The organism is Roseivirga sp. (genome assembly GCF_965216855.1).
Lineage (GTDB): Bacteria > Bacteroidota > Bacteroidia > Cytophagales > Cyclobacteriaceae > Roseivirga.
The window spans coordinates 3,563,999-3,587,719 of sequence record NZ_OZ244204.1; the positions used below are offsets into that span (position 1 = coordinate 3,563,999).

At 42.5% G+C, this 23,721-nt stretch carries 14 protein-coding genes; 11 read left to right on the top strand and 3 right to left on the bottom strand.

Features of this window, described 5'->3' with window-relative positions; all coding sequences use genetic code 11:
* Positions 1-122 precede the first annotated feature (122 nt).
* From ACOOEY_RS15810 to ACOOEY_RS15820, 3 genes are all read left to right on the top strand, one after another.
* Positions 123-3,569, top strand: coding sequence for a pyruvate carboxylase (locus ACOOEY_RS15810; RefSeq protein WP_420385692.1), 3,447 nt, complete (start codon positions 123-125; stop codon positions 3,567-3,569).
* Between the two features lie 338 nt (positions 3,570-3,907).
* Positions 3,908-4,243, top strand: a complete 336-nt coding sequence (locus tag ACOOEY_RS15815) for a PadR family transcriptional regulator (protein ID WP_420385693.1) — start codon at positions 3,908-3,910, stop codon at positions 4,241-4,243.
* Positions 4,240-6,831, top strand: a complete 2,592-nt coding sequence (locus ACOOEY_RS15820) for an ABC transporter permease (protein WP_420385694.1) — start codon at positions 4,240-4,242, stop codon at positions 6,829-6,831. The genes ACOOEY_RS15815 and ACOOEY_RS15820 overlap by 4 nt, the downstream gene beginning before the upstream one ends.
* Positions 6,832-6,883: 52 nt before the next feature.
* Here the strand turns inward: ACOOEY_RS15820 and ACOOEY_RS15825 are convergent, their stop codons facing one another.
* The gene (locus ACOOEY_RS15825) at positions 6,884-7,993 is read right to left on the bottom strand and encodes a hypothetical protein (RefSeq protein WP_420385695.1); all 1,110 of its coding nucleotides are present in this window, start codon (positions 7,991-7,993) and stop codon (positions 6,884-6,886) included.
* A gap of 132 nt (positions 7,994-8,125) precedes the next feature.
* Between ACOOEY_RS15825 and ACOOEY_RS15830 the strand changes: the two genes are divergently transcribed.
* Together ACOOEY_RS15830 and ACOOEY_RS15835 are read left to right on the top strand one after the other, a co-directional pair.
* On the top strand, positions 8,126-9,346 hold the full coding sequence (locus ACOOEY_RS15830) for a hypothetical protein (RefSeq protein WP_420385696.1): 1,221 nt from the start codon (positions 8,126-8,128) through the stop codon (positions 9,344-9,346).
* A gap of 89 nt (positions 9,347-9,435) precedes the next feature.
* Positions 9,436-10,551, top strand: coding sequence for a DUF2911 domain-containing protein (locus ACOOEY_RS15835; RefSeq protein WP_420385697.1), 1,116 nt, complete (start codon positions 9,436-9,438; stop codon positions 10,549-10,551).
* 93 nt (positions 10,552-10,644) lie between these two features.
* On the opposite strand, the gene ACOOEY_RS15840 is transcribed toward ACOOEY_RS15835, so the two are convergent.
* Complete coding sequence (locus ACOOEY_RS15840) at positions 10,645-10,875, bottom strand: SymE family type I addiction module toxin (RefSeq protein WP_420385698.1); 231 nt, start codon at positions 10,873-10,875, stop codon at positions 10,645-10,647.
* A gap of 59 nt (positions 10,876-10,934) precedes the next feature.
* Between ACOOEY_RS15840 and ACOOEY_RS15845 the strand changes: the two genes are divergently transcribed.
* Positions 10,935-11,162 (top strand): helix-turn-helix domain-containing protein, encoded by a 228-nt coding sequence (locus ACOOEY_RS15845; RefSeq protein WP_420388659.1) that lies wholly within the window; start codon positions 10,935-10,937, stop codon positions 11,160-11,162.
* Positions 11,163-11,232: 70 nt separating this feature from the next.
* Here ACOOEY_RS15845 and ACOOEY_RS15850 read toward each other — a convergent pair whose 3' ends face one another.
* Positions 11,233-13,593 carry an ABC transporter permease gene (locus ACOOEY_RS15850; protein ID WP_420385699.1) on the bottom strand — a complete coding sequence of 787 codons (2,361 nt, stop codon included), beginning with the start codon at positions 13,591-13,593 and terminating at the stop codon, positions 11,233-11,235.
* Positions 13,594-13,896: 303 nt separating this feature from the next.
* Between ACOOEY_RS15850 and pelF the strand changes: the two genes are divergently transcribed.
* Genes pelF through ACOOEY_RS15875 form a run of 5 tightly spaced genes read left to right on the top strand, consistent with a single transcriptional unit; the run spans position 13,897 to position 23,654 of the window.
* Entirely contained in the window at positions 13,897-15,414 is a 1,518-nt protein-coding gene (gene pelF / locus ACOOEY_RS15855) for a GT4 family glycosyltransferase PelF (protein WP_420385700.1), read from the top strand.
* Positions 15,415-17,022, top strand: coding sequence for an exopolysaccharide Pel transporter PelG (gene pelG, locus ACOOEY_RS15860; RefSeq protein WP_420385701.1), 1,608 nt, complete (start codon positions 15,415-15,417; stop codon positions 17,020-17,022). It abuts the gene before it with no gap.
* Positions 17,009-17,815 carry an endo alpha-1,4 polygalactosaminidase gene (locus ACOOEY_RS15865; protein WP_420385702.1) on the top strand — a complete coding sequence of 269 codons (807 nt, stop codon included), beginning with the start codon at positions 17,009-17,011 and terminating at the stop codon, positions 17,813-17,815. Before pelG ends, ACOOEY_RS15865 begins: the two co-directional genes overlap by 14 nt.
* Positions 17,812-19,785, top strand: a complete 1,974-nt coding sequence (locus ACOOEY_RS15870; RefSeq protein WP_420385703.1) for a hypothetical protein — start codon at positions 17,812-17,814, stop codon at positions 19,783-19,785. The genes ACOOEY_RS15865 and ACOOEY_RS15870 overlap by 4 nt, the downstream gene beginning before the upstream one ends.
* Positions 19,782-23,654, top strand: a complete 3,873-nt coding sequence (locus ACOOEY_RS15875; RefSeq protein ID WP_420385704.1) for a DUF2194 domain-containing protein — start codon at positions 19,782-19,784, stop codon at positions 23,652-23,654. Before ACOOEY_RS15870 ends, ACOOEY_RS15875 begins: the two co-directional genes overlap by 4 nt.
* The last annotated feature ends 67 nt before the right edge of the window (positions 23,655-23,721 follow it).

Genomic DNA, 23,721 nt, shown 5'->3' on the forward strand with positions numbered 1-23,721 from the left:
AGCATCTTTTTTTGAAGGCAATCAACGGAAGTAATAAAACTGACTTTGGACTTCGTATGAATGACGATTTGCGTTTGTCATGCACTGACTATTCTGTTAATTTCCCACAAGACTTTTAAAATATGGAGCCAAACATTCGAAAGTTTAAGAAACTACTTGTTGCCAACAGAGGTGAAATTGCCATTCGTGTCTTAAGAGCTGCATCTGAGATGAAGATCAGAACAGTGGCCATGTACACCTATGAAGATCGCTACTCACTTCACCGATACAAGGCCGATGAGGCCTATCAGATTGGTGAAGATGATGATCCATTAAAACCCTATCTCGACATTGAAGAGATTATCTCATTGGCCAAGAGGGAGGAAGTAGATGCAATACATCCCGGCTATGGTTTCCTTTCTGAGAATGTAAACTTCGTTAGAGCCTGTAAAGAGGCAGGAATTACTTTCGTAGGTCCTGAACCAGAAGTAATGCAGCGTTTGGGCGATAAGGTTCAGGCTAAGATTGTAGCTCGAAATGCAGAAGTTCCATTAATTGAGGATAGTCAGAAAGATTTAACAGATAGTCTGGTAGCCCTTCAGGAAGCTCAGAAAATCGGATTCCCTGTAATGGTTAAGGCTGCCGCTGGCGGTGGAGGTCGTGGAATGCGCGTTGTAAGAACCGAAGATCAGCTGGAGCAGGCTTTCAATGAAGCTAAAAGTGAGGCTAAGAAAGCCTTTGGTGACGATACTGTATTCATTGAGAAATTCATTGATAGCCCCAAGCACATTGAAGTGCAGATTATGGGCGATAATTACGGCAATCTGGTGCATTTATATGAAAGAGATTGTTCCGTACAGCGCAGGTATCAGAAAGTTGTGGAGGTGGCTCCCTCCATCGGACTGAAGGATGAAACCCGAGAGAAGCTATATGAATACGCTTTAAAGATTACCAGGGAGGTAAACTACAACAACGTAGGAACTGTCGAGTTTCTGGTCGATGCAGAAGAGAATATCTACTTTATTGAGGTAAACCCCAGGGTGCAGGTAGAGCACACTATTACTGAAGAGATTACCGGGATAGACATTGTACGGTCACAGATAGAAATTGCTCAGGGTTATCCCCTCGATCATCCAAGGATTTATATCAAAAGTCAGGAAGATGTTCAGAAAAATGGTTTTGCCATTCAGTGCCGGATTACCACTGAAGACCCTGAGAATAACTTCAAACCAGATTATGGAACCATAATAGCCTATCGCTCTCCGGGAGGTTTTGGAATCCGTCTCGATGCGGGTAATTGCTATGCCGGGGTGACTATTTCACCATTCTTTGATTCCATGCTGGTTAAGATTACCGCTTCAGGAAGAACATTGAAAGGAGCTTCGCAGCGATTGCAAAGAGCCCTTTCTGAATTCCGAATCAGAGGGGTGGTTACGAATAAGGGATTCCTTGAAAACGTATTGAATCACGAGCTTTTCTACACCGGGAAAGCTACAGTTAAATTTATAGAGGCACACCCCGAACTGTTCCAGATGCCTCGCTATATGAACAGGGCAACCAAACTGCTCAATTACCTCGGAGAGGTAGCGGTCAATGGTAATCCAAGTGTCAAGAAAATTGACCCATCCGTAAAACTACGAGAGCCTAAGGTTCCGGAGTTCGATCGATTGGGAGAGTATCCATCAGGAACCAAGCAGATTCTCGAAGAGCGAGGACCTGAAGGTTTAACCCAATGGATCACAGATCAGAAACAGATCTTATTTACAGATACAACCTGGCGGGATGCACATCAGTCACTGTTGGCTACCAGAATGCGATCACTCGACATGCTCAAAGTGGCGCAGGGGTTTGCTAAAAACCAACCCAATGTCTTTTCTATGGAAATGTGGGGTGGGGCTACGTTCGATGTCAGTATGCGCTTCCTCCATGAGAACCCATGGGACAGATTGAAGAAAATGCGTGAGGCAGCGCCTAATATCCTGATGCAAATGCTCTTCAGAGGGTCCAATGGTGTTGGCTACAAAGCATATCCGGACAATCTTATCGAAAAATTCATCATCAAGTCTGCCGAGCATGGGATGGATGTTTTCAGAATCTTCGACTCGCTCAACTGGGTGGAGGCCATGAAAGTCAGTATCCGTACCGTGAGGGAAAAGACCAACTCTATTGCAGAGGCATGTATTTGCTATACCGGAGATGTACTGGATAAAAACAGTAAGTATAACCTGCAATACTATCTGGACATGGCTCAGGCGCTTGAAGATGAGGGGGCTCATATGTTGGCCATTAAAGACATGGCGGGGCTCTTGAAACCTGAAGCAGCTACAGTTTTAATCAGTGCTTTAAAAGAGAAGACCGGGTTACCTATTCACCTGCATACCCATGACACATCATCTATGCAGGCCACTACTTATTTCAAAGCCATTGAAGCAGGTGTAGATATAGTCGATGTAGCTATTGCCTCTCTTTCCGGTCTCACATCACAGCCAAACTTCAATGCGTTGGCAGCGACACTTCAGGGGCATGAGCGCGATCCAAAAATTGATGTGCACAACCTGAATAAATATGCGAATTACTGGGAAGATGTACGGGAGTACTACTATCCTTTCGAAAGTGGGTTGAAGGCGGGTACCGCAGAAGTTTACGATCATGAAATTCCGGGTGGGCAATATTCCAATCTGAGACCACAGGCAGCGGCTCTTGGACTGGAACATAAGTTTGAGCAGGTGAAGAAGAACTATGCCGTGGTGAATAAGATGTTTGGAGACATTGTGAAGGTAACCCCGTCCAGCAAGGTCGTGGGAGACATGGCCATCTTCATGACCTCAAATAATCTGACTCCCGAAGATATATTCGAAAGGGGAGAGACCTTGTCATTCCCTGAGTCAGTAGTGAGCTTATTCAAAGGTGACTTGGGCCAAATGCCGGGAGGTTTTCCTCAGGAGCTTTCAAGAATTATACTGAAAGGCCAGCAAGCATATACTGACAGACCGAATGCTCACCTGGAACCAGTGGATTTCGAGAAGGAATTCAAAGAGTTCCAGAAAGAGTTCGACATCTACTGCGATGAACTAGACTTCCTTTCTTACAAGCTTTATCCTAAAGTGTTTAAAGATTTCTATCATCACTGGCTCAATTATGGGGCGGTTTGGCAACTACCTACCAAAGCCTTCTTCTTTGCCTTAAAGCAGAATGAGGAAGTCTTTGTCGAAATAGGTAAAGGCAAACATATCATTATCAAAATGCTTTACATCGCTGATGCGGATGAGTCAGGTATGCGAAAGGTTTATTTTGAACTGAATGGACAAACCCGGGTCATTGATGTCAGGGACCAAAACCTGAAAGCCACCAAAGCCATTAATCAGAAAGCTGAAGGAGAAGGACAGGTCGGGGCACCTCTTCAGGGAAGAATTGCCGAAGTCAAAGTGAAGGTAGGTGACCAAGTGAAAGAAAATCAGGCCCTCTTCCTGATCGAAGCCATGAAAATGGAAACAACAGTTTCTTCACCTCAGGCAGGTACTGTCAAGTCTATCGTACTCAAAGCAGGAGATATGGTAGAGCAGGATGATTTGGTGATTGAACTGGAGTAGCTGGTATTGCGTATTGAGAGGCTGGTAGCTAGATATTAGTATTTAGACTAATCCTTCTCCATCCTTTGGGCATCCTGACTTTGCCGGCCGTCTCTTCCAAAGGAGGACATCCGTGCAACCCGATGCTCTATCGGTCTTCATGTCCCCCGCTGGCGGGGGGTAGGGGGTGGACAGAGTTATAAATTAACTTTCTCTGTTTTTGCTGCCTTTAGTAATGTAGGACTTGCTTTCAGAACGGAATACCATCTTTTGAGATAACCAAACAGATATAATACTGACAAAGTAGAACTTTATTAAAATGTCTTCCGTATATTGCTGACAATTGTAAAATTAATCAGATGGGAAGAGCACAAATCGGAGAGTTTGAAGAGCTGGTGCTGCTAACGGTAGGTGTATTGTATGACGATGCCTATGCCGTGGCCATTGCCAAAGAACTTGAAAACCAATCAGACAGAGCAGTTGCGGTAAGTGCTGTACACAAATCACTTTATCGGCTGGAAGAAAAAGGCATGCTTCAGTCAAGATTAGGCGACCCTGAATCTAAGAGAGGAGGGAAGCGCAAACGCCTCTTCAATATCACTCCTTATGGGAAGCGGGCGCTCGATGAATCACTCGATTTGAGGTCCAAACTCCGAAATCAAATTCCTGATCTGGCTTTTAAATTCAATTCATGAGGCGTCCCCAAGGTATACCTAAGTGGCCTTATCTCTTCTTTAAGTTTTACTGCAAAAAGGAGCGATTTGAAGAAATGCATGGCGATCTCGAAGAGTATTTCTATGAGAGAGCAGAGTCTATGGGCAAGGTCAAAGCCCGTTGGTACTACTTGCGTGATGTATTGCGCTGCTGCCAGCCATACGCCTGGAAAACACCTCATCTTTTCAAAAACTCAAACTTTATCATGTTTAAAAATTACTTCAAAACAGCGAGAAGAAGCGCTTTGAGAAATCCTCTGAGCAGCTTCATTAATGTCTTCGGGCTTTCTATGGCCATTGGTGTCTGTGTGATGACTTATTCATTTATGAACCAGTCATTGAATACAGATAAGTTTCACGAGAATAAGGATAGCGTTTTCCTGACCACCATTTTTGCTGACAGGGATGGAAAAACTACCCAATATGGTGTTTCTCCACTGCCATTGGCTGAGCATCTGAAAGGAGACTTTGCCAACATAGAAAAAGTCTGTCGTGTAGATGATCAAAATGCAGTAATCCGTCTGAATGATCAGGTCTTCTATGAAGATATCAGAATGGTGGATGGTGAATTTCTGGAGATGTTCACATTCCCTTTGAAGTGGGGAAATGCCTCAAGTCTGTATGACCCTAACAGCATAATTCTCAGCGAGGAATTGTCTGATAAATATTTCAAGACGGAAAACCCTTTGGGTAAAGAAGTGCTGGTCATCTTCAAAACAGGAGAGAAAAAGTACTTCGAGATAGCCGGTGTAGCGGAGGACTTTCCGAATGAAGCTGAGATTCAATTCGACTTCCTTATCAACTACGCTAATATTGAACTGGCTGTCAAAGACTTTAATCCCAACGACTGGTCTAAGTTTCTCAATGCCACCTTGATTCAGGTCAATGATCCTTCGGCAATCGGTAGTGTGGCCAGTGGTATGAAGCCCTATATTGATTTACAAAATGAGGTGAACAAGGACTGGGCTATCAAGGATTTTCAGTTGATCTCCATTAATGATCTTTACTTAAGCTCTGCCGATATTCAGCAGTCAATTTCTCATGATGACAGGAAGCCAGGCCGATTGACTCTACCCTTCATTTCTGCCTTTATGCTCATTCTTGCCTGTCTTAACTACGTGAATATGGCCATTAATTCCATCGCTAAAAGGCTGAAGGAAATAGGGGTTAGAAAGGTGATGGGAGCCGACAAACGAAGGGTGATGGTCCAGTTCCTGGCAGAGAATGTATTCATTACTTCCTGTGCCATGATTTTTGGTCTTTTCCTCGGAGTAGGGGCTTTTATGCCCTGGTTCGAGGGTATATCGGGAGCAGAATATAGCATTCAATTATCTGATCAGATTTTCTACCTGTTCTTGCTCGGTTTACTGTTGCTTACTGGTATTGCATCAGGTATATATCCGGCTTTTTATATTTCACGCTTTCAGGCGGTTAACATTTTTAAGGGAAAAGTTAAGCTGGGAAGAAAGGGTTGGCTCACCAGGTCTTTTCTGGGCTTTCAACTGGTGTTGGCTGTAGTGACCATTACTGCTGCGGTGGTTTTTGTTCAGAATACTAATTTCCAGATGTCGAGAAGCTGGGGTTACGACCAGAGCCATGTGTTGTATATACATACACCATCCAAGGCCATGTACGATAATTTATATGCGGAGCTGGAAAGAAGTCCTTATATGGAAAGTATTTCCGGTTCAGCAGATCACATCGGCAGGAGCAGTGGCCTGAGTGTGGCAGAAACACTCAACAGGAAATATGAAGTCAATGAGTTCAATGTGGAATCAGGCTATTTCGAGACCATGGGGATTGAACTCCTGGCCGGAAGGTTTTTCAGCGATAATGTTTCAGGTACCAATAAGGAAATGGTTGTCAACCAAACATTGATTAATCAATTGGAGCTAAATGATCCTCTGGGCCAGGAAATCAAAATCAATGATAAGACCTACATGGTAGTAGGGGTTATGAAGGACTTCCATAATTTACCCTTCGGGACTGAGATTGATCCCATGGTATTCACACAGGCCAGTCCGGATGATTTGAGGTTCATCACCGCTGGCATCAACCCCGGGCATGAGATTGAGGTCTATAATGAGATGGAATCTGCATGGGATGAGTTATACCCTGAAATCCCATTCGATGGAGGCCTGCAAGCGGATATATGGAATGGCTACTTCAACCTGATCAGTAATTTTGCCAGATTCAACAAATCTGTGGCGGGTATTGCAGTGGCACTGGCGCTGCTCGGACTTTACGGTCTGATGACCTTGAATATTTCCGGAAGAATGAAGGAGTTGAGTATCCGCAAGACATTAGGTGCCGACTTCAGACACCTGAGTAAAATCATGTCGAAGCAGTATGTGATGATTACTTTCTTCTCCATTGCAATCGGTGCCCCTTTAGGTTTCTATTTTACCAAGTTTCAATTAGACATGGTTTTCGCTTATCCCTTAGATATGGGAGCATACAGGTTGGTGATTCCTGTGCTGATTCTGATCGTGTCCATGTCATTGGTAGTGATCACGCAGGTATTCAGGGTGAACCGGTTTAATCCTGTAAAAGGGTTGAGGACTGAATAAGAATAAAGAACTACCAGCACTTTACCACATTTCATAAAGTGCTGGTAGGTCCTTAGTCCTGTGATACTTTCATTCCATCCAAGTCATCGAACTTTCCGGTAATTAACCATCCGCCAAAATCTTCGGATACGGCCATAACCAACTCATTCCTTCCTTTTTTCAGATGAAGGAAGATGCTATCGAATAGACCGATAGTGCCCAGGTAACGATAATCTCTCGATCGCCAGTTATTGCTACCGGAGTAAATCGGTGCTCCATTGAGGATGGCCAATACCCTGTCGCTATAGCCAAAGTCGAGTTTCTTGATTTGATCTTTGTCAGATTGAATAATCAGACGGGCAAAGACCGTATTGCCCGGTGTTCCGTCATTTAGCCTTTGGATTCGGGAGATATTTACTGCAGCACCTTCTTCAACCCCCAGGGTACCTTGCCACTTCACGGAGTTCAATAGTCTGGCCAATGATTTGGGGTCATTCAGACGACCCTCTTCGAATTTTTCTGAGATCTCCCATGCAGTAATCAGCCCTTTTTCCGGTTGTCTTTCAATAGGCTTGAAGTCAACCAGTTCAGGTACTTCATCTTTTATCTGAATGTTTGCATAATGTACGCCTTGAAAATTGCCTCCATTAAAGGCAATGGCTCCAGGCTGAATCGGGTTTGTTAGTTCCCAGGATAAGTTGGGAGTAGCACTGTAGTCCATAAACACCTGAGCTTTGTCTTCCCTGATCACGATTTTGATATGGGTCCAGTCGTTATACTGAAATTCATATGGGAAGGAGTACCTGGGACCAAAATATAGCTGCCATGGAGAGACTCCCTGAACCATAGGGATGGCCTGAGTAGCATCTTCTTTTCCCGATAAATGAGTTCTGACGTAGAACTCCTCAGCATCAAGGTTATCCTGAATTCTGAAATAAACACCCGGATAAGCTCTTTCAGGATTCAGGTGGATGTCATATTCAATGGTTCCGTTCAGGAATTCTCTGTTTTTCAGGGTAATAGTCCCTCCTTGAAGGTATATTGAAGACTGTCCCAGGTGAGGTTCTATGACATAGCCCCGGGCATTGATATCCCAATGGGCTGTATCTATTGGGATTTGCTGACCGTAAAGGTTAACTGTAAAGGCCAATAAGATGGCCGTGATGTAGCTGAAATTTTTCATGGTCATTACTTACGATGAACTACTCAACCCATATGAAACAATGATGCTCAAGTTCATTCAATGCGATTCATACTTGTGCAGATTCGGTGGTTTGCAGAGATTGGCGGTCATTAGACTTCCGAAAACAATAGCATGGAAAAGGAAATAGAGAGGTTAAGAAAGGCAATTGAAAAGAAGCTGGGTTGGGGTGCTGCCGATCAGTGGCATAGCAGTATGTTCAATGAGCTTTCGGAACAGATATTCAAGTCGACTAATATCAGTCTCAGCGTGACAACCCTCAAGCGCTTTTTTGGTGCAGTTAATTATACCGGAAAGCCGAGCATCACCACGCTAGATGCTATTGCTCAGTTTCTGGACTTTGAAAACTGGCGAGATTTCAAACAGCAAAATCAATCTTCAGTGAAGCCAAGATTCAAGTTGCCCAACAAAAAGGGTGTTTATGCTGCTTTTGGTTTCGTGCTCTGCTTTTTCATTATCAGCCTGGTGGCTAACAGACAACCGGAGGTAGTGATCAATTCTTCGGAGTTTACATTTGGTAGTGAGGTGAAGAGCATGGAATACCCCAATACAGTGGTATTCGATTTCAGCATGCCGAAAGATCTGAAATCCGATAGCCTTTTAATTCAGCAGAGTTGGGATGCCACCAAGACAGTCCCTGTGAAAGCTGATCAGACACAGGCAACTGCTATCTATTATATACCTGGCTATTTCAGGGCCAAACTTTTAGTAGAGGGAGAAATAGTTAAGGAGCATGACCTGTTTTTAAAAAGTAATGGCTGGTTAGCGACTATCGACTATATGCCTATTCCCAGGTATTTTGACCTGGATGAACAGAGTTTCGAAGGTTATGCTATACCAGAGGCTATGCGGTCAGAAATGAATTTAGCGGAAGAACCAGTGATTAGCTCATTTCATTATGTGGATGATTTGGGAGATGTCACTGATGAACAGTTCTCACTCTCAGCCACCGTTGAAAATCTATCGACCCAACCCTGGGCCGTATGCAAAAGAATGAGTATTTACCTTTTGGGGAGCGAAGGAGCCCTGGCTATTCCGTTTTCAACTATAGGCTGTAGTTCAGAAAGTAATATCATGATGAATGATGTCTATTTAAGCGGGAAGGAACATGATCTGTCTGCTTTGAGTAATGATTTTCAGGATCCAACCAAAATATCGGTTCAGGTACAAATGAAACAGATGTCAGTATCTATTGATGATGAGTTGGTGTTCGAAGGTGCTTATAATGCATCAATTGGAAAGCTTGTTGGCTTCCGGTTCAGGTTTCTTGGAATAGGTCAGGTAAGTGATCTTCACCTATATGGAAATAACCAGCAAGAGATTAGGCTTGATTAATTCTGAACAAAGATGAATCAACTTGCATTTTGATTCATTACCCGTGGCCTGATCGGCCTCGTAATTTCATCCCAGAACAAAAAATGAAAATGATGAATTACGTAAAGGTCAATTTTTTAACTCTACTCTTTTTATTACTAGGGCATGGCGCCTTTAGTCAGGATGTAGGTGCTCCTACGCTCGTCAGTCAATCGAGGACGACAACGGCCAATATTGGCAAGGCTGATATTACCATCAAGTATCATAGCCCTTCAGTAAATGGGAGGAAGATATTCGGTGGACTGGTTCCATATAATTTTGTAGTTGATGGTAAGGAATACCCCTGGAGGGCAGGATCTAACCAAAGGACTACCATTTCATTCAGTCGCGATGTGCTTGTAGAAGGCAGACCACTGAAAGCCGGGGAGTATGGTTTTCTCGCACTGGTCGATAAGGATGAATGGATACTTATTTTTTCATCGGGTAAGACTTGGGGAGCCTTTAATTATGATCAAGCCAATGATGTGCTCAGGATTCCTGTTCAACCTCAAACCACAGCATTTCAGGAGTGGCTAAGTTATGAATTCGCCAACCCAAAGAATGAATCAGTCGATGTGGTATTGCGATGGGAAAGAACAGCGGTGAGTTTCCATGTAGAAACAGATGCGTTGGCCAATGTGATTGCCGACTTAAAGGAGCTGGAAGATAAAAAGGCCAACAACTATCATGAGCTGGCTATCAGAACGCTTGAAAAAGATCCGACCGCGAGAGAACAGGCTTTAGCCTATCTGGAGCAATCAAAGCCACTGATTGAAAAGGAGGAAAATGAGCAATACAGGTCATATTATACTTTCAACTATAAGGTACTTAAAGGTGAATTATTGGAAACTATGGGGCAGAAGAAGGCAGGCAGAAAGCTGATTGAAGAGGCACTTGATAATTCTTCCGGGTTTGATGTTTACTACTATGCATTGAACAAATACCTGAATAAGGGCATGAAAGAAGAGGCAGTGGATCTACTCAAGGAAAATCTGAAAAAGCACCCGGATAACTATCCTACCTATCTTGCCCTGGGTGAAATTTATCAGAAGTTAGGTTATCAGAAGTCAGCCGTAGAACACTTTAAAAAGGCCTATGAACTGAATGTGGAGCAAAGAAGCATGGGAGCCAACTACGCTCGCTATTTGTATCTGCAGAACAAGTTGATGCTGGAGAGCAACTACTGAGTAATATCCTCTTGACCATTAAGGAGGTTAGGACAACCTCCTTAATGGTCTTTACTTAGGCCTTTGTCGTCCAGGTATCTTGCCTGCAGTTGTTTACTTTCCGTTTTCTTTGGACCTGAGTTTTTTTGAAGGCTCTTGTTTTAATTCATGTTTCAAAGTGATGGTCAGTTTTTGGTAGTGTTGTTCAATGTGAATTTGTTCGCCTTCTAAAAAGCCGAGTTCTTCGAGCCATTTTCCTTCAAGTCGAATTTCAGGGACAGTTGTGATGTCCCACCTTCTGTTTCGATACTTACTCTGTATTTTTAAAATTCTGATATGACTCATTGTGTTTGTGTTCGTAATAGCGAACACAAGGTAATGAAAAAAGATATATGTTCAGTATAATGAACAGCAATGAAGAAATAGATTTTCTAAAACTTGGTAAGAAAATAAGGAGATTAAGGGAAGAAAGGGGGCTCGATCAAAGAGCCTTTGCTTTTGATTGTGGTGTGGGAAGAACTCAGCTTCATATGATTGAAAATGGTAAAACAAATCCACGCCTATTGACCTTGATTCGAATATCCAGAGGTCTCGAGATTAATGTCTCTGAATTACTTCAAGAGTTAGATTGAGAACTCTTGAAATGAAGCCATAATTGAGTTTGCTTGATTCACATACCAGGTTCTCAATACTAACTACTTCCTACTCACTCCTTAATCCTTCAGTCGGGCTGGTTTTCATTACTTTTCTTACCTGAGAAGAGATGGTAATTCCTACCATAATGACTACCAGTACCAGGGCAATGGAAAACGGCAACCAGGTAATCGGTACGTGGATGGCATAAACCTGATCGAAGAGGCTCGTCATTAGCATATAACTGAGCGGAATACCAATAATAAATGCAATACTCAGGAAGATGACGAATTGTTTGTTGATCACATAGATCAGGTTTTTAAGTCCGGCTCCTAAGGCTTTTCTGATACTAAATTCTTTGACTCTGCTGGCCACATTGAGCGATACCAAACCATATAGCCCGAGGCAGGAGAGCATGATACAGATAGCTGCTACATATTGCATCAACCTGCTATGCCCCTCGATATTTCTGAAATACCAATCGAGCGAAGTTTCCTGATAGTAGGCATTGAATGGTTTTTCCGGAAAGAGTTCTGTCCAGGTGGTTTTCAGATCTTCGAAGGAGGACTGTAGTGTGCCATTGGCTACTTTGAGTGAGATATACCTAAACTGATCTTCCTTCGCCAATCGCACAATCATTGGTTCAATAGGATCGAAGAAAGACCATTGATGAAAGTCTTCCAGAATGCCGACTACAGTGTAATTTAGACTATCCATTTTAAACTGTTCTCCCAAAGCACCTTCAGGGTTAAGGAGGTTAGCCATTTTCTCATTGACCAGAACATTTTGAAAGTCATTCTCTCTTTGCTTGTCAAAATTGCGACCTTCTAAAAGGTTAAGACCAAATGTCTCTACATAATTGGCATCGACTAACATGGTCTGGATATCATGCTTTTTATCAATTACCTCAATAATTTGTCTGGATGTATTTTGATTAATCTGAGTATAGGAGCCAGCCATGTTTTCCACTTTTGGGTTTTGGCTCATGGCATTCATTAACTGTTTAACCTGAGTGTCATTATTGACAAAGGCCGAGATGACGTTGTTTTGGTCATAGCCCCAGTCTCGTGCTTTTTGAAACTGGGTGTTTTGTGTGAAGAGTATTCCACCCACAACAGCTATCATAGCCAGTATATACTGGAAAGTGAGAAATACCTTCGTCAGCCTGTTTTTACCCCCAAATTTGAGTCGCCCTCTGAAGATATTAACAGCACTAAAGTTGGAAATATAAAGAGCCGGATAGGCGCCTGACAATAAACCCGTGAAAATGACCAGAACCAGTAGAAACAACCATAAACGTGGCTGATCGTAATGAAAATCCATACCAATATCGAATAGCTTATCGAATCCGGGGATGAGTACGGTAATGGCCAAAATAAAGCCAAGTAACAGCGCAAAAAGAGTCAGGACCACATTCTCTGTGAGGAACTGAAATACCAGGGCTTTTCTGGTGCCGCCCATTACTTTTCGTACACCAATTTCTTTTAGCCGTTTGGTGGCTGATACTATGGCAATGTTGATGTAGTTAAAGACTGCTAATACCAGTACAAAGGAAGCGATTACGGTTAAGACCATTCTGGCTATGGAATCGCCTTGTCCTGTCATCACACTACTCATGTCCTCGGCTGCTACAAATAGACTGGTCCAGGAGATAAATGAGAATTCTGTGGCCGGCCAGTCTTTCTGAACTTCATTCTGTACCTGTACATACTGTTGAACAGAGGAGGCAATTTGATCTATATTCTTTTCATCATTGGTTCTGATGTAAACAGCATCCAGAAAATGACTCCAGTCGCTGAGCTTATAATCAGTATCAATGATTTCTAACTGACCAAAATTGACTAATACATTAAAGCTGAGACTACTTCTTCTGGGAAATTCTTCAGCAACTCCCGCTACTTCAAAAGTGTATTTATTTCCTTCAAAGTCGAAAGTCATGGCCTTGCCAACCGGGTTTTCTTCACCAAAATATTTGATGGCTGTATTATGGCTGAGTATGATTTTGTTGGGCTGTTCCAGCGCTTCTTTGTTTCCTGAGGCCAGGGGGAATGTGAACATGCTGAGGAAATCAGGGTCGGCAAAAGTGAAGGTTTCATTAAAGACATTCGGGCCTGATTTGAGAATACCACTGCGCCTTTCCAGTCTCACCACCTGACTGATTTGAGGAAAATCGTTTCTTAATACTTCGGCATAGGGAGCGGGAACAATACCATGATGCCTCACATCTCCACTTCTGTCGAGGTAGGAAGTGGCCAGGTAGATCTCTTCTCTGTTTTCATGGAACTGATCCATACTGAGGTCAAGATCTATGAAAGCATAGACCATGATGGCCACTCCCAAAGCTGTTGCCAGTCCAAAAATATTGATGAATGACGATAGCGGACTTTTCTGAATAGTCCGCAAAGTAGTTTTGAGATATGACCTTATCATGGTGTTGTTTGGTTTTGAGTTTTGATTGACCGGTAGATGCCGGTGCTGGCTTAATGGTTGCATAAGCTCTAAATCCTGAAACTTATCTGTTGTAAAGACAAGGGAAATTAGAATTCGTTAACTTATTGAAAAACAGAGTGCTTTGATTGAAATATGATGATAAAATGTTGGACTGTGTCTGCCTTTTGTATCATTTAATTTTGAAGAAAAAGCGCTGATGAATATCTTAATAAAGATTAAGAGCTTGTGCTATACGATATTCGAAATAATATCTGACTAGTGCGGCTTTTTTAACCAAAGCACTTGAAAGACCCGGCTACAGATAAGTTAGATGTACTTCTAATTTCAGAAGGTACATATCCATTTTATGGAGGAGGCATTTCCACCTGGAGTCACATGCTGTGTGACCGTGTGTCAAATGCCAATTTCTCATTATACTCCATTAATGCAGGCTTCGAACCCGAACCTATATTCGAACTCAGTCCTTCCGTTAAAGAAATTATTCAGGTGCCGCTATGGGCCCCTGATGAGCCGCAGGATTATATGAGCTTTAGACGCGATTACTATAAAGTGGTCAAGAAAAAAGAGCAAACCACCTCTCAGGTAATCAGAGAACGATTCGTTCCCATTTTCGAGAAATTCATTCAGTTGGTCTATGCAGAGACAACCAATATGGGGATGATGGATCTGGTCTTCTATGAAATGTGGGAGTACTTTCAGGAGTACGATTATAAGGAGACGCTACAGGCCAAGTCTGTTTGGGATGCCTTTAAGGCTGAGGCAACAAGTGAGGCTGAAAGAGATGGTTCATTTACCGCCAGTCTGTTCGATGTCACGGTAGGATTGAGGTGGCTTTATAGGTTTCTTATTCCTTTTTCTATCCCTATCAGTAAAAAGGACCTGTGCCACATTACCCTGTCGGGCTTTCCTCTGATACCAGCTTTGGTTTTAAAATACAGGTACGGAACTCCTCTGATGATTACCGAACATGGTGTTTATGTTCGTGAGCGACTGCTCTATATCAACAGGTCTGATTATAGCTACTTTATTAAGGATTTCCTGATTAAGCTGACCGAGGCCATTACTCGTCTTTCCTATTACAAGGCAGATAAGATACTGTCTGTTAATCAGTTTAACATTACCTGGGAGCTGATGTATGGCGCTACTGAAGATAAAATTGAGATTACTTACAATGGTGTCGATCATGAAAGATTCAGTCCCAGGGAGAAACCGGATCATTTAAAGGGAATACCTACTGTAGTGGCGGCAGCCAGGATTTTCGAGTTAAAGGATATCTTGACCATGATCAGATCATGTGCGATCGTCAGAGAGAAAATCCCTAACGTTCAATATCTGGTTTATGGCGACAAGAATGCCGTACCTGAATACACCAAAAAATGTGAAGACCTCATCAAAGAATTAAAGCTTGAGAATAACTTCTTTTTGAAAGGTTATCACAATAAGCCACATCTCATTTTCAGTGAAGGTGACATTTCTATTCTTACTTCAATTTCAGAGGGATTCCCTTTTACCGTGATAGAATCGATGAGTTGTGGGGTGCCTGTGGTGGCCACCGATGTAGGAGGTGTTGCAGAAGCGATTGATGCAGGTTCGGGTTTTGTTTGTAAGCCCCGGGATGCCAGAGCAATAGGAGAGAAGGTCGTTGAATTGTTGAGCAATGATGCCCTTCGCGAAAGTATGAGTAAGCATGGAAGACAACGAGTGATTGATAATTTCACATTGGAAATCTTTATCGAGTCTTATGAGCGTATCTATGAAGAGGTGTTTGCCGGAAAACAAGTAAAAAGGAAGGTGTCATAGATGGTGGAGGTTCAGAAAATAAAGCAACTGGGGTTTGATGTTTATGACAAGATCGGAAAGCCCGTCAACGTGAATGTGGTGAGGGCCATGCTGGAGTCTATGAGTATCCGTAAGGTAGATGCCAGCCAGGATTATGGCGTTGATGACTTACAGGAGCTGGCGAAAATGGTATATGCTCAAATTACTGATCCGCAGTTTTTGGAAGAAAATCCCAGTACGCTTGAGGTCAATGAACAATTCAAGGCAACCAATACTGCTGCTTCAGACTATCTCAAAATAAAGACACGTTACTTCTTTTACTATTACCCAATGGGTCTCTTTCATGGTGTGCCCGTCTTCTTACAAATTGCCACCATTATTGTATTTGGCTACTCCATGTGGACATACACAGGTTTCAATCAGCTTCAATCAACAGCGGTTGTGCTAGGGGTAATTTTCGGATTGATTGGTACAGGGGGATTTGTTCAGGTTATTGGTAGACAAGTATCGCATTATTGGTATAGCAATGATTTTGATATGGCCCGTAAGAGCACCATTCTCGTCATTCGTGATGGACTGACTTTTATGGGGGTGTTGAGTTTACTGGCCCTGATACTCAACTTCTTTGCTAATTTCTATCCATACCGTTTTCTCTGGTTAGTATATGCTTACGCTTTTTCTATCGGTACACTGTTGCTGTTATCCGCAGTATTTCACCCCTTAAAAGAACGTTGGGCCATTACAGTGGCCTTTGTCATTGCCGCTACGCTGGCCTTGGCTTTGCATCTTTATACATCGCTGGATACTTATTATACTCACTGGATCGGTATCTGGACGGCCATTGGTTTGATGTTACTTTACCTCAATTGGTTTTTCAACCGAAGGGTGAAGAAGACCAAGGTATTCAATCGTGCCACTTCCAAAAGTGCTGCTATGGTCTACAGGAATTATCGCTACTTCTTCTATGGGTTGGTGTTCTTCCTTTTCATTTTTACCGATCGTTTCCTGGCCTGGTCTACTTCTAACAGCGGTGTATTACCCTATATCGTCTACTACGAAAAGGATTATGAAATTGGAATGGACATCGCCATTCTCATATTCTTTTTATTGGTAGGTGTACTTGAGTTCAGTATTGCCTCCTTCAGTACCTTCAGTGATCTCCGGCAAAAGCAGGTTGCCTATAACAAGGCTCATGTGTTCAATGCCAAATCGTTGAGAATGTACTGGGAGCATGTTCTGATCCTCATCATCGTTGGATTGGTGATGACCTTTGTCTTATACCTGGTGATTTGGGAAAGACTCGGATACGAAAGGGCTTTTGACGAAGGTCTTGACTTTATTAGTATTAAAGTAAGCCTTATTGGTGGGCTTGGATATATTTTGGTGGCATGGGGTATGTTAAACTCTCTCTACTTATTTACACTCAATCAGCCAGCCAAACCATTGAATGCCATTGTAGTGGCATGGTTAGTGAATATAGTAGTTGGTCTGGCAGCCAGTCGACTGATTTCCTATGAATACAGCGTAATTGGTTTTGCAGTTGGTTCGGCAGTTTATATGTTAATGACTCTTTGGTCTACATTGAAATTCTTTAAAAATCTTGACTACTTCTATTATGCCGCTTATTAAAAAAATTGCTTCCCTGCTAGCCATCTTCTCTGTGACCAGTGTCAACTGTCAGGAATACCAGAATGCCACTGTATTGGTATGCTATGGCGATCTCAACCCGGATAAAATTCAGCAATACAAATATGTCATTCTGGAATCAGAGCATTTCAATCCATTCGATGTCAAACTGATCAGGGAAAATAACCAGCAGGTGCTGGGTTACCTCAGTGTTGGAGAAGTTAGTCAAAGCCGTGATTATTTCGATCAGATCAAAGATAAGACCCTGGGTAAAAACCCTTTATGGGATAGTTATTATCTGGACTTAGACGATCCCAAGACCCGTAATCTGTTAATGGGCTTGGTAGATAAGATTGTCAAAAAAGGGTTTACAGGTCTATTCCTGGATACGGTAGATGCTTATGGTCCCTGGGGTGCACATGCCGAAAAGACTGCCTCTTATGTTAGTTTTCTCAGCGAAATAAAGGCCAAATATCCGGGACTGCACCTAATGCAAAATGCCGGTTTACAGATTGTACCAAGAGCCAAGGATTTTATCAACTCTATTGCGATAGAGTCGGTGGTTACAGATTACAACTTCGATAAGGGAGATTATAGAATGCGGAGGACCAGTGAATCCATCGAAAGAATAAATGATCTGACCGTAGTCCATAATCAGTTTGCCCTGCCCATCATTCTCATAGAATATGCCGATTCACAAAGCATGTTCAACAAAGTAAAGAGCCAGGCAGCGAGATTGAAGTGGGACTACTTTATAGGAAATATTGAACTAGATCGATTGCCCGAGTATAAATGAATATACCCTACACCGATACCATCTTTATCGGAATCATAAGAATGCTCTTATGGATACTCTTCCTGTATATTCTGAAGAGGCTCTTTTTTAAAGGGAAGCCCTCTCAGAATCAGGTAAAGACTATGGGTAATTTCTGGGCATTTTATGGTAGTGCAACCTTAATTGTGGTCTATATACTCGTGCAATTCAATGGGTATGATCTATTGACGGTACTGGCTATGATGATACTTTTTCTCGGCTTAAGGCTTGCCGGCTTTACCGATGTTGAGTTGAATGGCATGGCCTGGCTCAGGAGGAAACAGATTATTCTTCTCGGAGTGATTGAGAATGTAGAAGATGAAGATCCAATCATCAATATCAGAAGACACAAAGGAAAATCAAGATTTGGTATTAAGACTGAATTTCTTGTGGCCACAATGGCCTGTATGGCGGCTATGCTCATGCGCTTTTACCTGATGCAGTTCGATAATTATCAACTGTCAGCGCCCTGGTTCCAGGAGTTGAATATCCTGAAATCTATTGAAGATCAGCAATGGTTTTCTCCTGACATGACCATGACAGGACAATATGCCTTTATGAGTTTTTATGGCTTGATTACCGGTATCAGTACGGAAATGGCCCTTGAGTCGTTTGCGCTCTTTCAGGTCTTTATTCTGTGTTTCGTCATCTTCTGGTTTATCGATCAGATGACAAACTCACTGATTACCATTCCTTTGCTGGCCTCACTTATGTTTGCCTTGTTCTTTAATCTCGCTCCAATTAACGTAGCCCAGATTACACACAGCAAGTCCACCTTTATGGCCATGACCTTTTTGCTTCCGGCTATTGTGTTCATCAGAAAGCCATGGAAACTTTATAAGACAAAGCCAAAGACTTATTTTCCATCAATGGTGGCCTTGTTTGCTGCCATTGCCCTGATCGATATTTTCACTTTTCTGATTTTGATTCCACCCTTTTTCGTGGTCATGATTGCTATTGTGAGAAATACGCGATGGAACTTCTATTTCCAGGCATTATGGGCTTATGTGGTTGGGGGAGGTATTATCTTTCTCACTTATGCCTATTCGGCTCATGTGAAAGAAATGGATTTCTGGCTTTTTGTTCGCTCCAATCTGCTTTCCATTACCGCTACCACTACCACCGGAAATATGATTCTGGGCTATGATACCATTCTCGCTATTTATCAGGTAGTGAGCTCAGTGGCCATTGTTATTATGACCATCTTATTTAGAAGAAACAGGCGTAAATGGGCCAGCCCACTGGCTTTTCTAGTTTATGTCAATGTCTTGATACTCTTTAGTAAGTCTGGTTTTGATTATTTCGATAAAGATCTGTTCAATGAAGTCTTGCCGGTATTTATAGCCTGTTCCTTTGGTCTGGTATTCTACCTCATATATTACTACTTCAATACACGCGTAACCAGAATTCGAATTTCAGACTGGTTCTCCGCACCCTTAATCTTTGCTCTCTTTTTTGGAGGAGCCTATTTTAGTCAAAAGAGCCTGCTTTCTCAATCGGGTAGAACGGGCCAACTCAGTAAAAATGTGCTTGAGGCCTATCAGATGATCAAAGCCAGTTACATTCCTTATGGCTATGCGGTGGTGAATGCCAACAATATGCTACCCATGAGTAAGGATTCTCACAACTTCATTTCTTATGATGATTTTGTGGATAGTTATCCGGAAAGAGATTCCATCTATTTTGAGTATAAAGACGATAGGGATTTTCTGGTTAGGAATACAGAATACATAGTGCCCAATAGCCTCTTGGTCTTTGTGTATGACAATGTTTCTGTTGAGTTCAACTCTAAGATTACCATTAACCCAACATTGAATCAGCGTGTGGCAGGAGAGATCGAAACACTCCGTCAAAAGGGAAGAGAGATCAGGTTGTTCTTTCAAAAGGATAATCTCAAGGTCTTTGAAATTGTTAATAATCCGGGGCAGGCAAAACTGGAGGAGATGTTATGATGGGTTGGTTAACATATCATCGGATAAGGTTGCTTTTACTTCTGGTGTTGGGGTTGGCTATGGTTGGTTGCAATACTGAACCAGAGAGCGAGGTAGAAGAGGAGCAATTTGAAGCTCAGTCTCCTATTGTGGTCTATCTGGTAGATGAAGGTTTTGACCTGAGCAGGTCTTACTCCACTCAACTGGCTAAGGTCTTTGACTATAGTAAAATACCTTATGCCTCAATCCCCATTACGGCATTCAATGATGATCCTTATTTTCCTTTTGAAACCAGAGTAGTTTATATCAATAATACTTCCCCCTTAAATGAGGAGAGTAAAGAAATACTGACTGAATTTGTAGCGGCAGGAGGCACCCTTATCTTCCCTAGTCTGAATGAAGATCAAAGTGCTGGTTTCCTGTCAGGTATTAAACCCGGAGCAGACTATAATTATAACCTGACCTCACAAGGTATTAGCTTCAGGGTTAACCTATTGCCGGGAATAGAGGGCAAGACGATTTATCAACTCAAGAAAAACACAGGGCTTGAGGCTGAGGCTTTCAAATCTGATATTCAAATATTGGCGGTATCGGCTACTGATCCTCAACAGCCGGTCATTTTTGAGCATTCTATTGGAAATGGTCGAGTAATACACTTCAATACCGGTATGGAGCTTGAAAGACAGGACAGGGGCTTGCTCTTTGCTCCGGCTTTAAAAGGGCTTCAGGGAGTTCCTTATCCTATAGCCAATGTCAGCAGTGTCTTTATTGACGATTTTCCCAATCCTCTCTACGATATCAGGTCCGAGCCGATTAATAAGGAGTTTGGAATTACTGAAGCCGACTTTGTGATGAATATCTGGTGGCCAGATATGCTAAAGGTTTCTAACCGCTTCGATATAGATTATTCGGTATATCCATGCTTTAACTATAATCAATTAAAGCAACCTCCCTTCATTTTTAAGGAATGGGATCTTAATAGAACCATAAAGAATAACCGTACGGTAATCAGCACAGACTGGATGGTGAATCAGGTACTGGAAAATCAGTTTGAACTGGCCTTTCATGGCTACAATCATGAGTCTTTGACTAAAGATATCTGGCAGACTCCGGAATATATTGAGGCCGCCCTGAACGCCACCCGAAAGAAATGGAAGGTCAATCGGTTCGGAGCTTTCCCTACCAGCTATGTGCCACCATCAAATGAAATAGACAGTGTTGGGTTAGTGCGTTTTGCCAACGCCATGCCGGAGGTAGAATTTATGAGTTCAACCTACGATGGTGATATTCATGAAGGAGGAGGAAGGGAGTTTGATATTGACCCCTTAGAGCCAAGGCTGTTCGACTTTCCCAGGGTAACAAGTGGCTATACCTTCAATGATTTCAAAACCTATAACCAGGAATCACTTTATCTTTTTACCGGTATATGGACTCACTTTATTCACCCTGACGATGTATATCAACTGCCAGATAGTACCAATACATCAGCTGGTGACTATGGATACAGGAATGCTGAGCGTTTAGGCTGGCATGCTTCGACCAACAATAGGCCTGGTATGCTTGAGGAGTGGATGAATTACCTTGAGACTGTTGTGGAGCGACATCCATCTACCCGATTTGTAGAAGTGACTACGGGAGGAAGAATAACCCGTGACTGGAGAAATAGTCAATATCGTTATGAAGAAAATGGTGATGGTTTCAATGTTACCAGAGTTAGTAAGAAGCAGTGGACCAATAGAAACTTCTATTGGAACCTGTTTGTAGAAAAAGGGAATGAGCTAAGGGTTCAAAATGAACTGGAGAAGTTGAACATCACTTTTAGCCGAACACCTTTCTTCGGTGGTGTTCTCTATACCCTAAAGTCACCTGAACCACAGGTGATATTCACCGAAAGTGTCAGGTTGAAAGGCCTGGGCAAGTATGACCTGTCTGAAGTGTTTGCCATAGTGAATGAGCAATATGAAGAATATGTTGATGAAAGAGATAATTTCATAGAAGAGGAGATAGCGGTTGATGAGTTGTTGGTGGAAGAGCAGCCTGTTATTGAAGACTCTGTGGCCTGGTATGTATCTAATGAAAACCTAAAGGCAGCCACGGATATGCTTCGTAGTAGATTGGAGCCTCAAGACCAGATTGATAGTGTAAACTTTGATCAATATGCACTCTATCTGGCTTATCAGGAAAAGCCTGGTGAGGTCTGGAATTTCTTTGATGATATCTATCAGAATAAGTCGCAGACGTTAGCTATAAGCTATGTCAACTACTATCTCAAAACAGAATTTTACCCGACAGTTGAGCTTAATGAGCTATGGTTGAGAAGAATGATTGAGGAAGACCCATACAATATTGAGCTCATTGAAGAATACCTCAATTTCTTTTACTCTGAGCCTTATCTGGATTATGTGAAGGCTATCCTGAACAGACTTCGCCTATCTGGTTCGGAAGAAGGGTATGCTCTTTATATTCGCTACCTGATTGATTTTGAGCCTGAGCATTTAACAACTGAACTCAGAGAGAAAAACCCGGCACAATATCCATTACTTCAACCTATGGCCACTACCATAACCTATGCATTCTCTGATGAGGGTTTGTTGCAGGAAGCGCTGCTCTGGTCTGATTTCAGTGATGAGGTTCCAATGAAGACCATCCTGCAATGGTGGATTGACCTGGAAGCCTTTAACAAGATGGAATCTGTGTACCTGGAGTATATTGCTGATCATCCACTGGACTATGAGGTCAAAGACTTTGTGAGTAATGTCTGGTATGATATCGGAGAATTCGAAAGAGCTTCATTGATAGCCAATCAATTGCCTGACACTACTCTGTTAAAGGAAGACTTCAGGAAAAGGCTAAGTTCGGAGGTGAGAACCTTTGAATCTGATATCAGAAAGTTCCTGATTGTGAAAACACCTTCAGTCATTTATCAGGATACATTAAAGTCGCTAAGGAACGAATTACGCTATCAGGAGAACAGCTCTATTCAGTATAACACCGATTATGTGGTTGATAACTTCAATCAGTCAGTTTGGAATAACTCGGTGACTTATAATCTGAAAACAGATAGTCTGAACCAGCATAGTCTGTCGGTAACCTACAGCGATATTTCCGATCTGAATCTCAATGTTTTTGACGGTAATAATGTGCCTCACTCATTGTATGGCTTCCGATACAGATATCAGACTCGTGAGAACACGACTAAGCCTATATTCCATGCCATGGCTGGCCTGGAACAAGATGATGTGTCAAATACTTTCCTGACCGTTGGAGCTGGTATTTCTATCTCTAACGAGAAGAACTTTAAATCGCTGGCCTATACGTTTAGCCCGGTAAAAACAGGACCTGCCATTAGCCGGGAGGTCTATTGGGGTCAGTTGATTGGCTATTATGAAAGTGGTTATGGAAAAACATTCCAGACTTCCGTATCCCCCGTACTCACTCATTATACAACCGGAGCTTTAGAAGCCTCCCTGACGGGCCGGTTCTTCTACAATACAAAACTGGGTACAGGTTCCAGATTCTCTCCATTTGCTGAGGCATTTGTTTCGGGGGCGAACGCTTTGCAAGAAGATGGTAATCCATTCTGGATTATTGAAAACAGGTTTTATGGAGGAGGAGGACTGGCGTGGACATACGGTCGCGACCAATCCAGAAAACTGTATGCTCGTGTTGAAGCGGGAGCTTTCTATGATAGCTATACCGATAGTTTCTTGCGCCTGACAGGTAACTTCTCTTTCCCAATTAAGAAGTTCACCTACATCACGGGGCAGTTTGAATTCTTCAATCAGGCACTATATTATTCTAATGGGTTCCAGTTTGGGCTTAAGCATTATTTCCGCAGAAGAAAGCAGTATGCTTATAAGCCAAGAGAGTATGAGGACTGGTACGATTGACTCCCTAAACCGCCAGCGGGGGACATCTAAGGCTGGAACTTTCGCGGAAAAATTATCCTGATAAGTA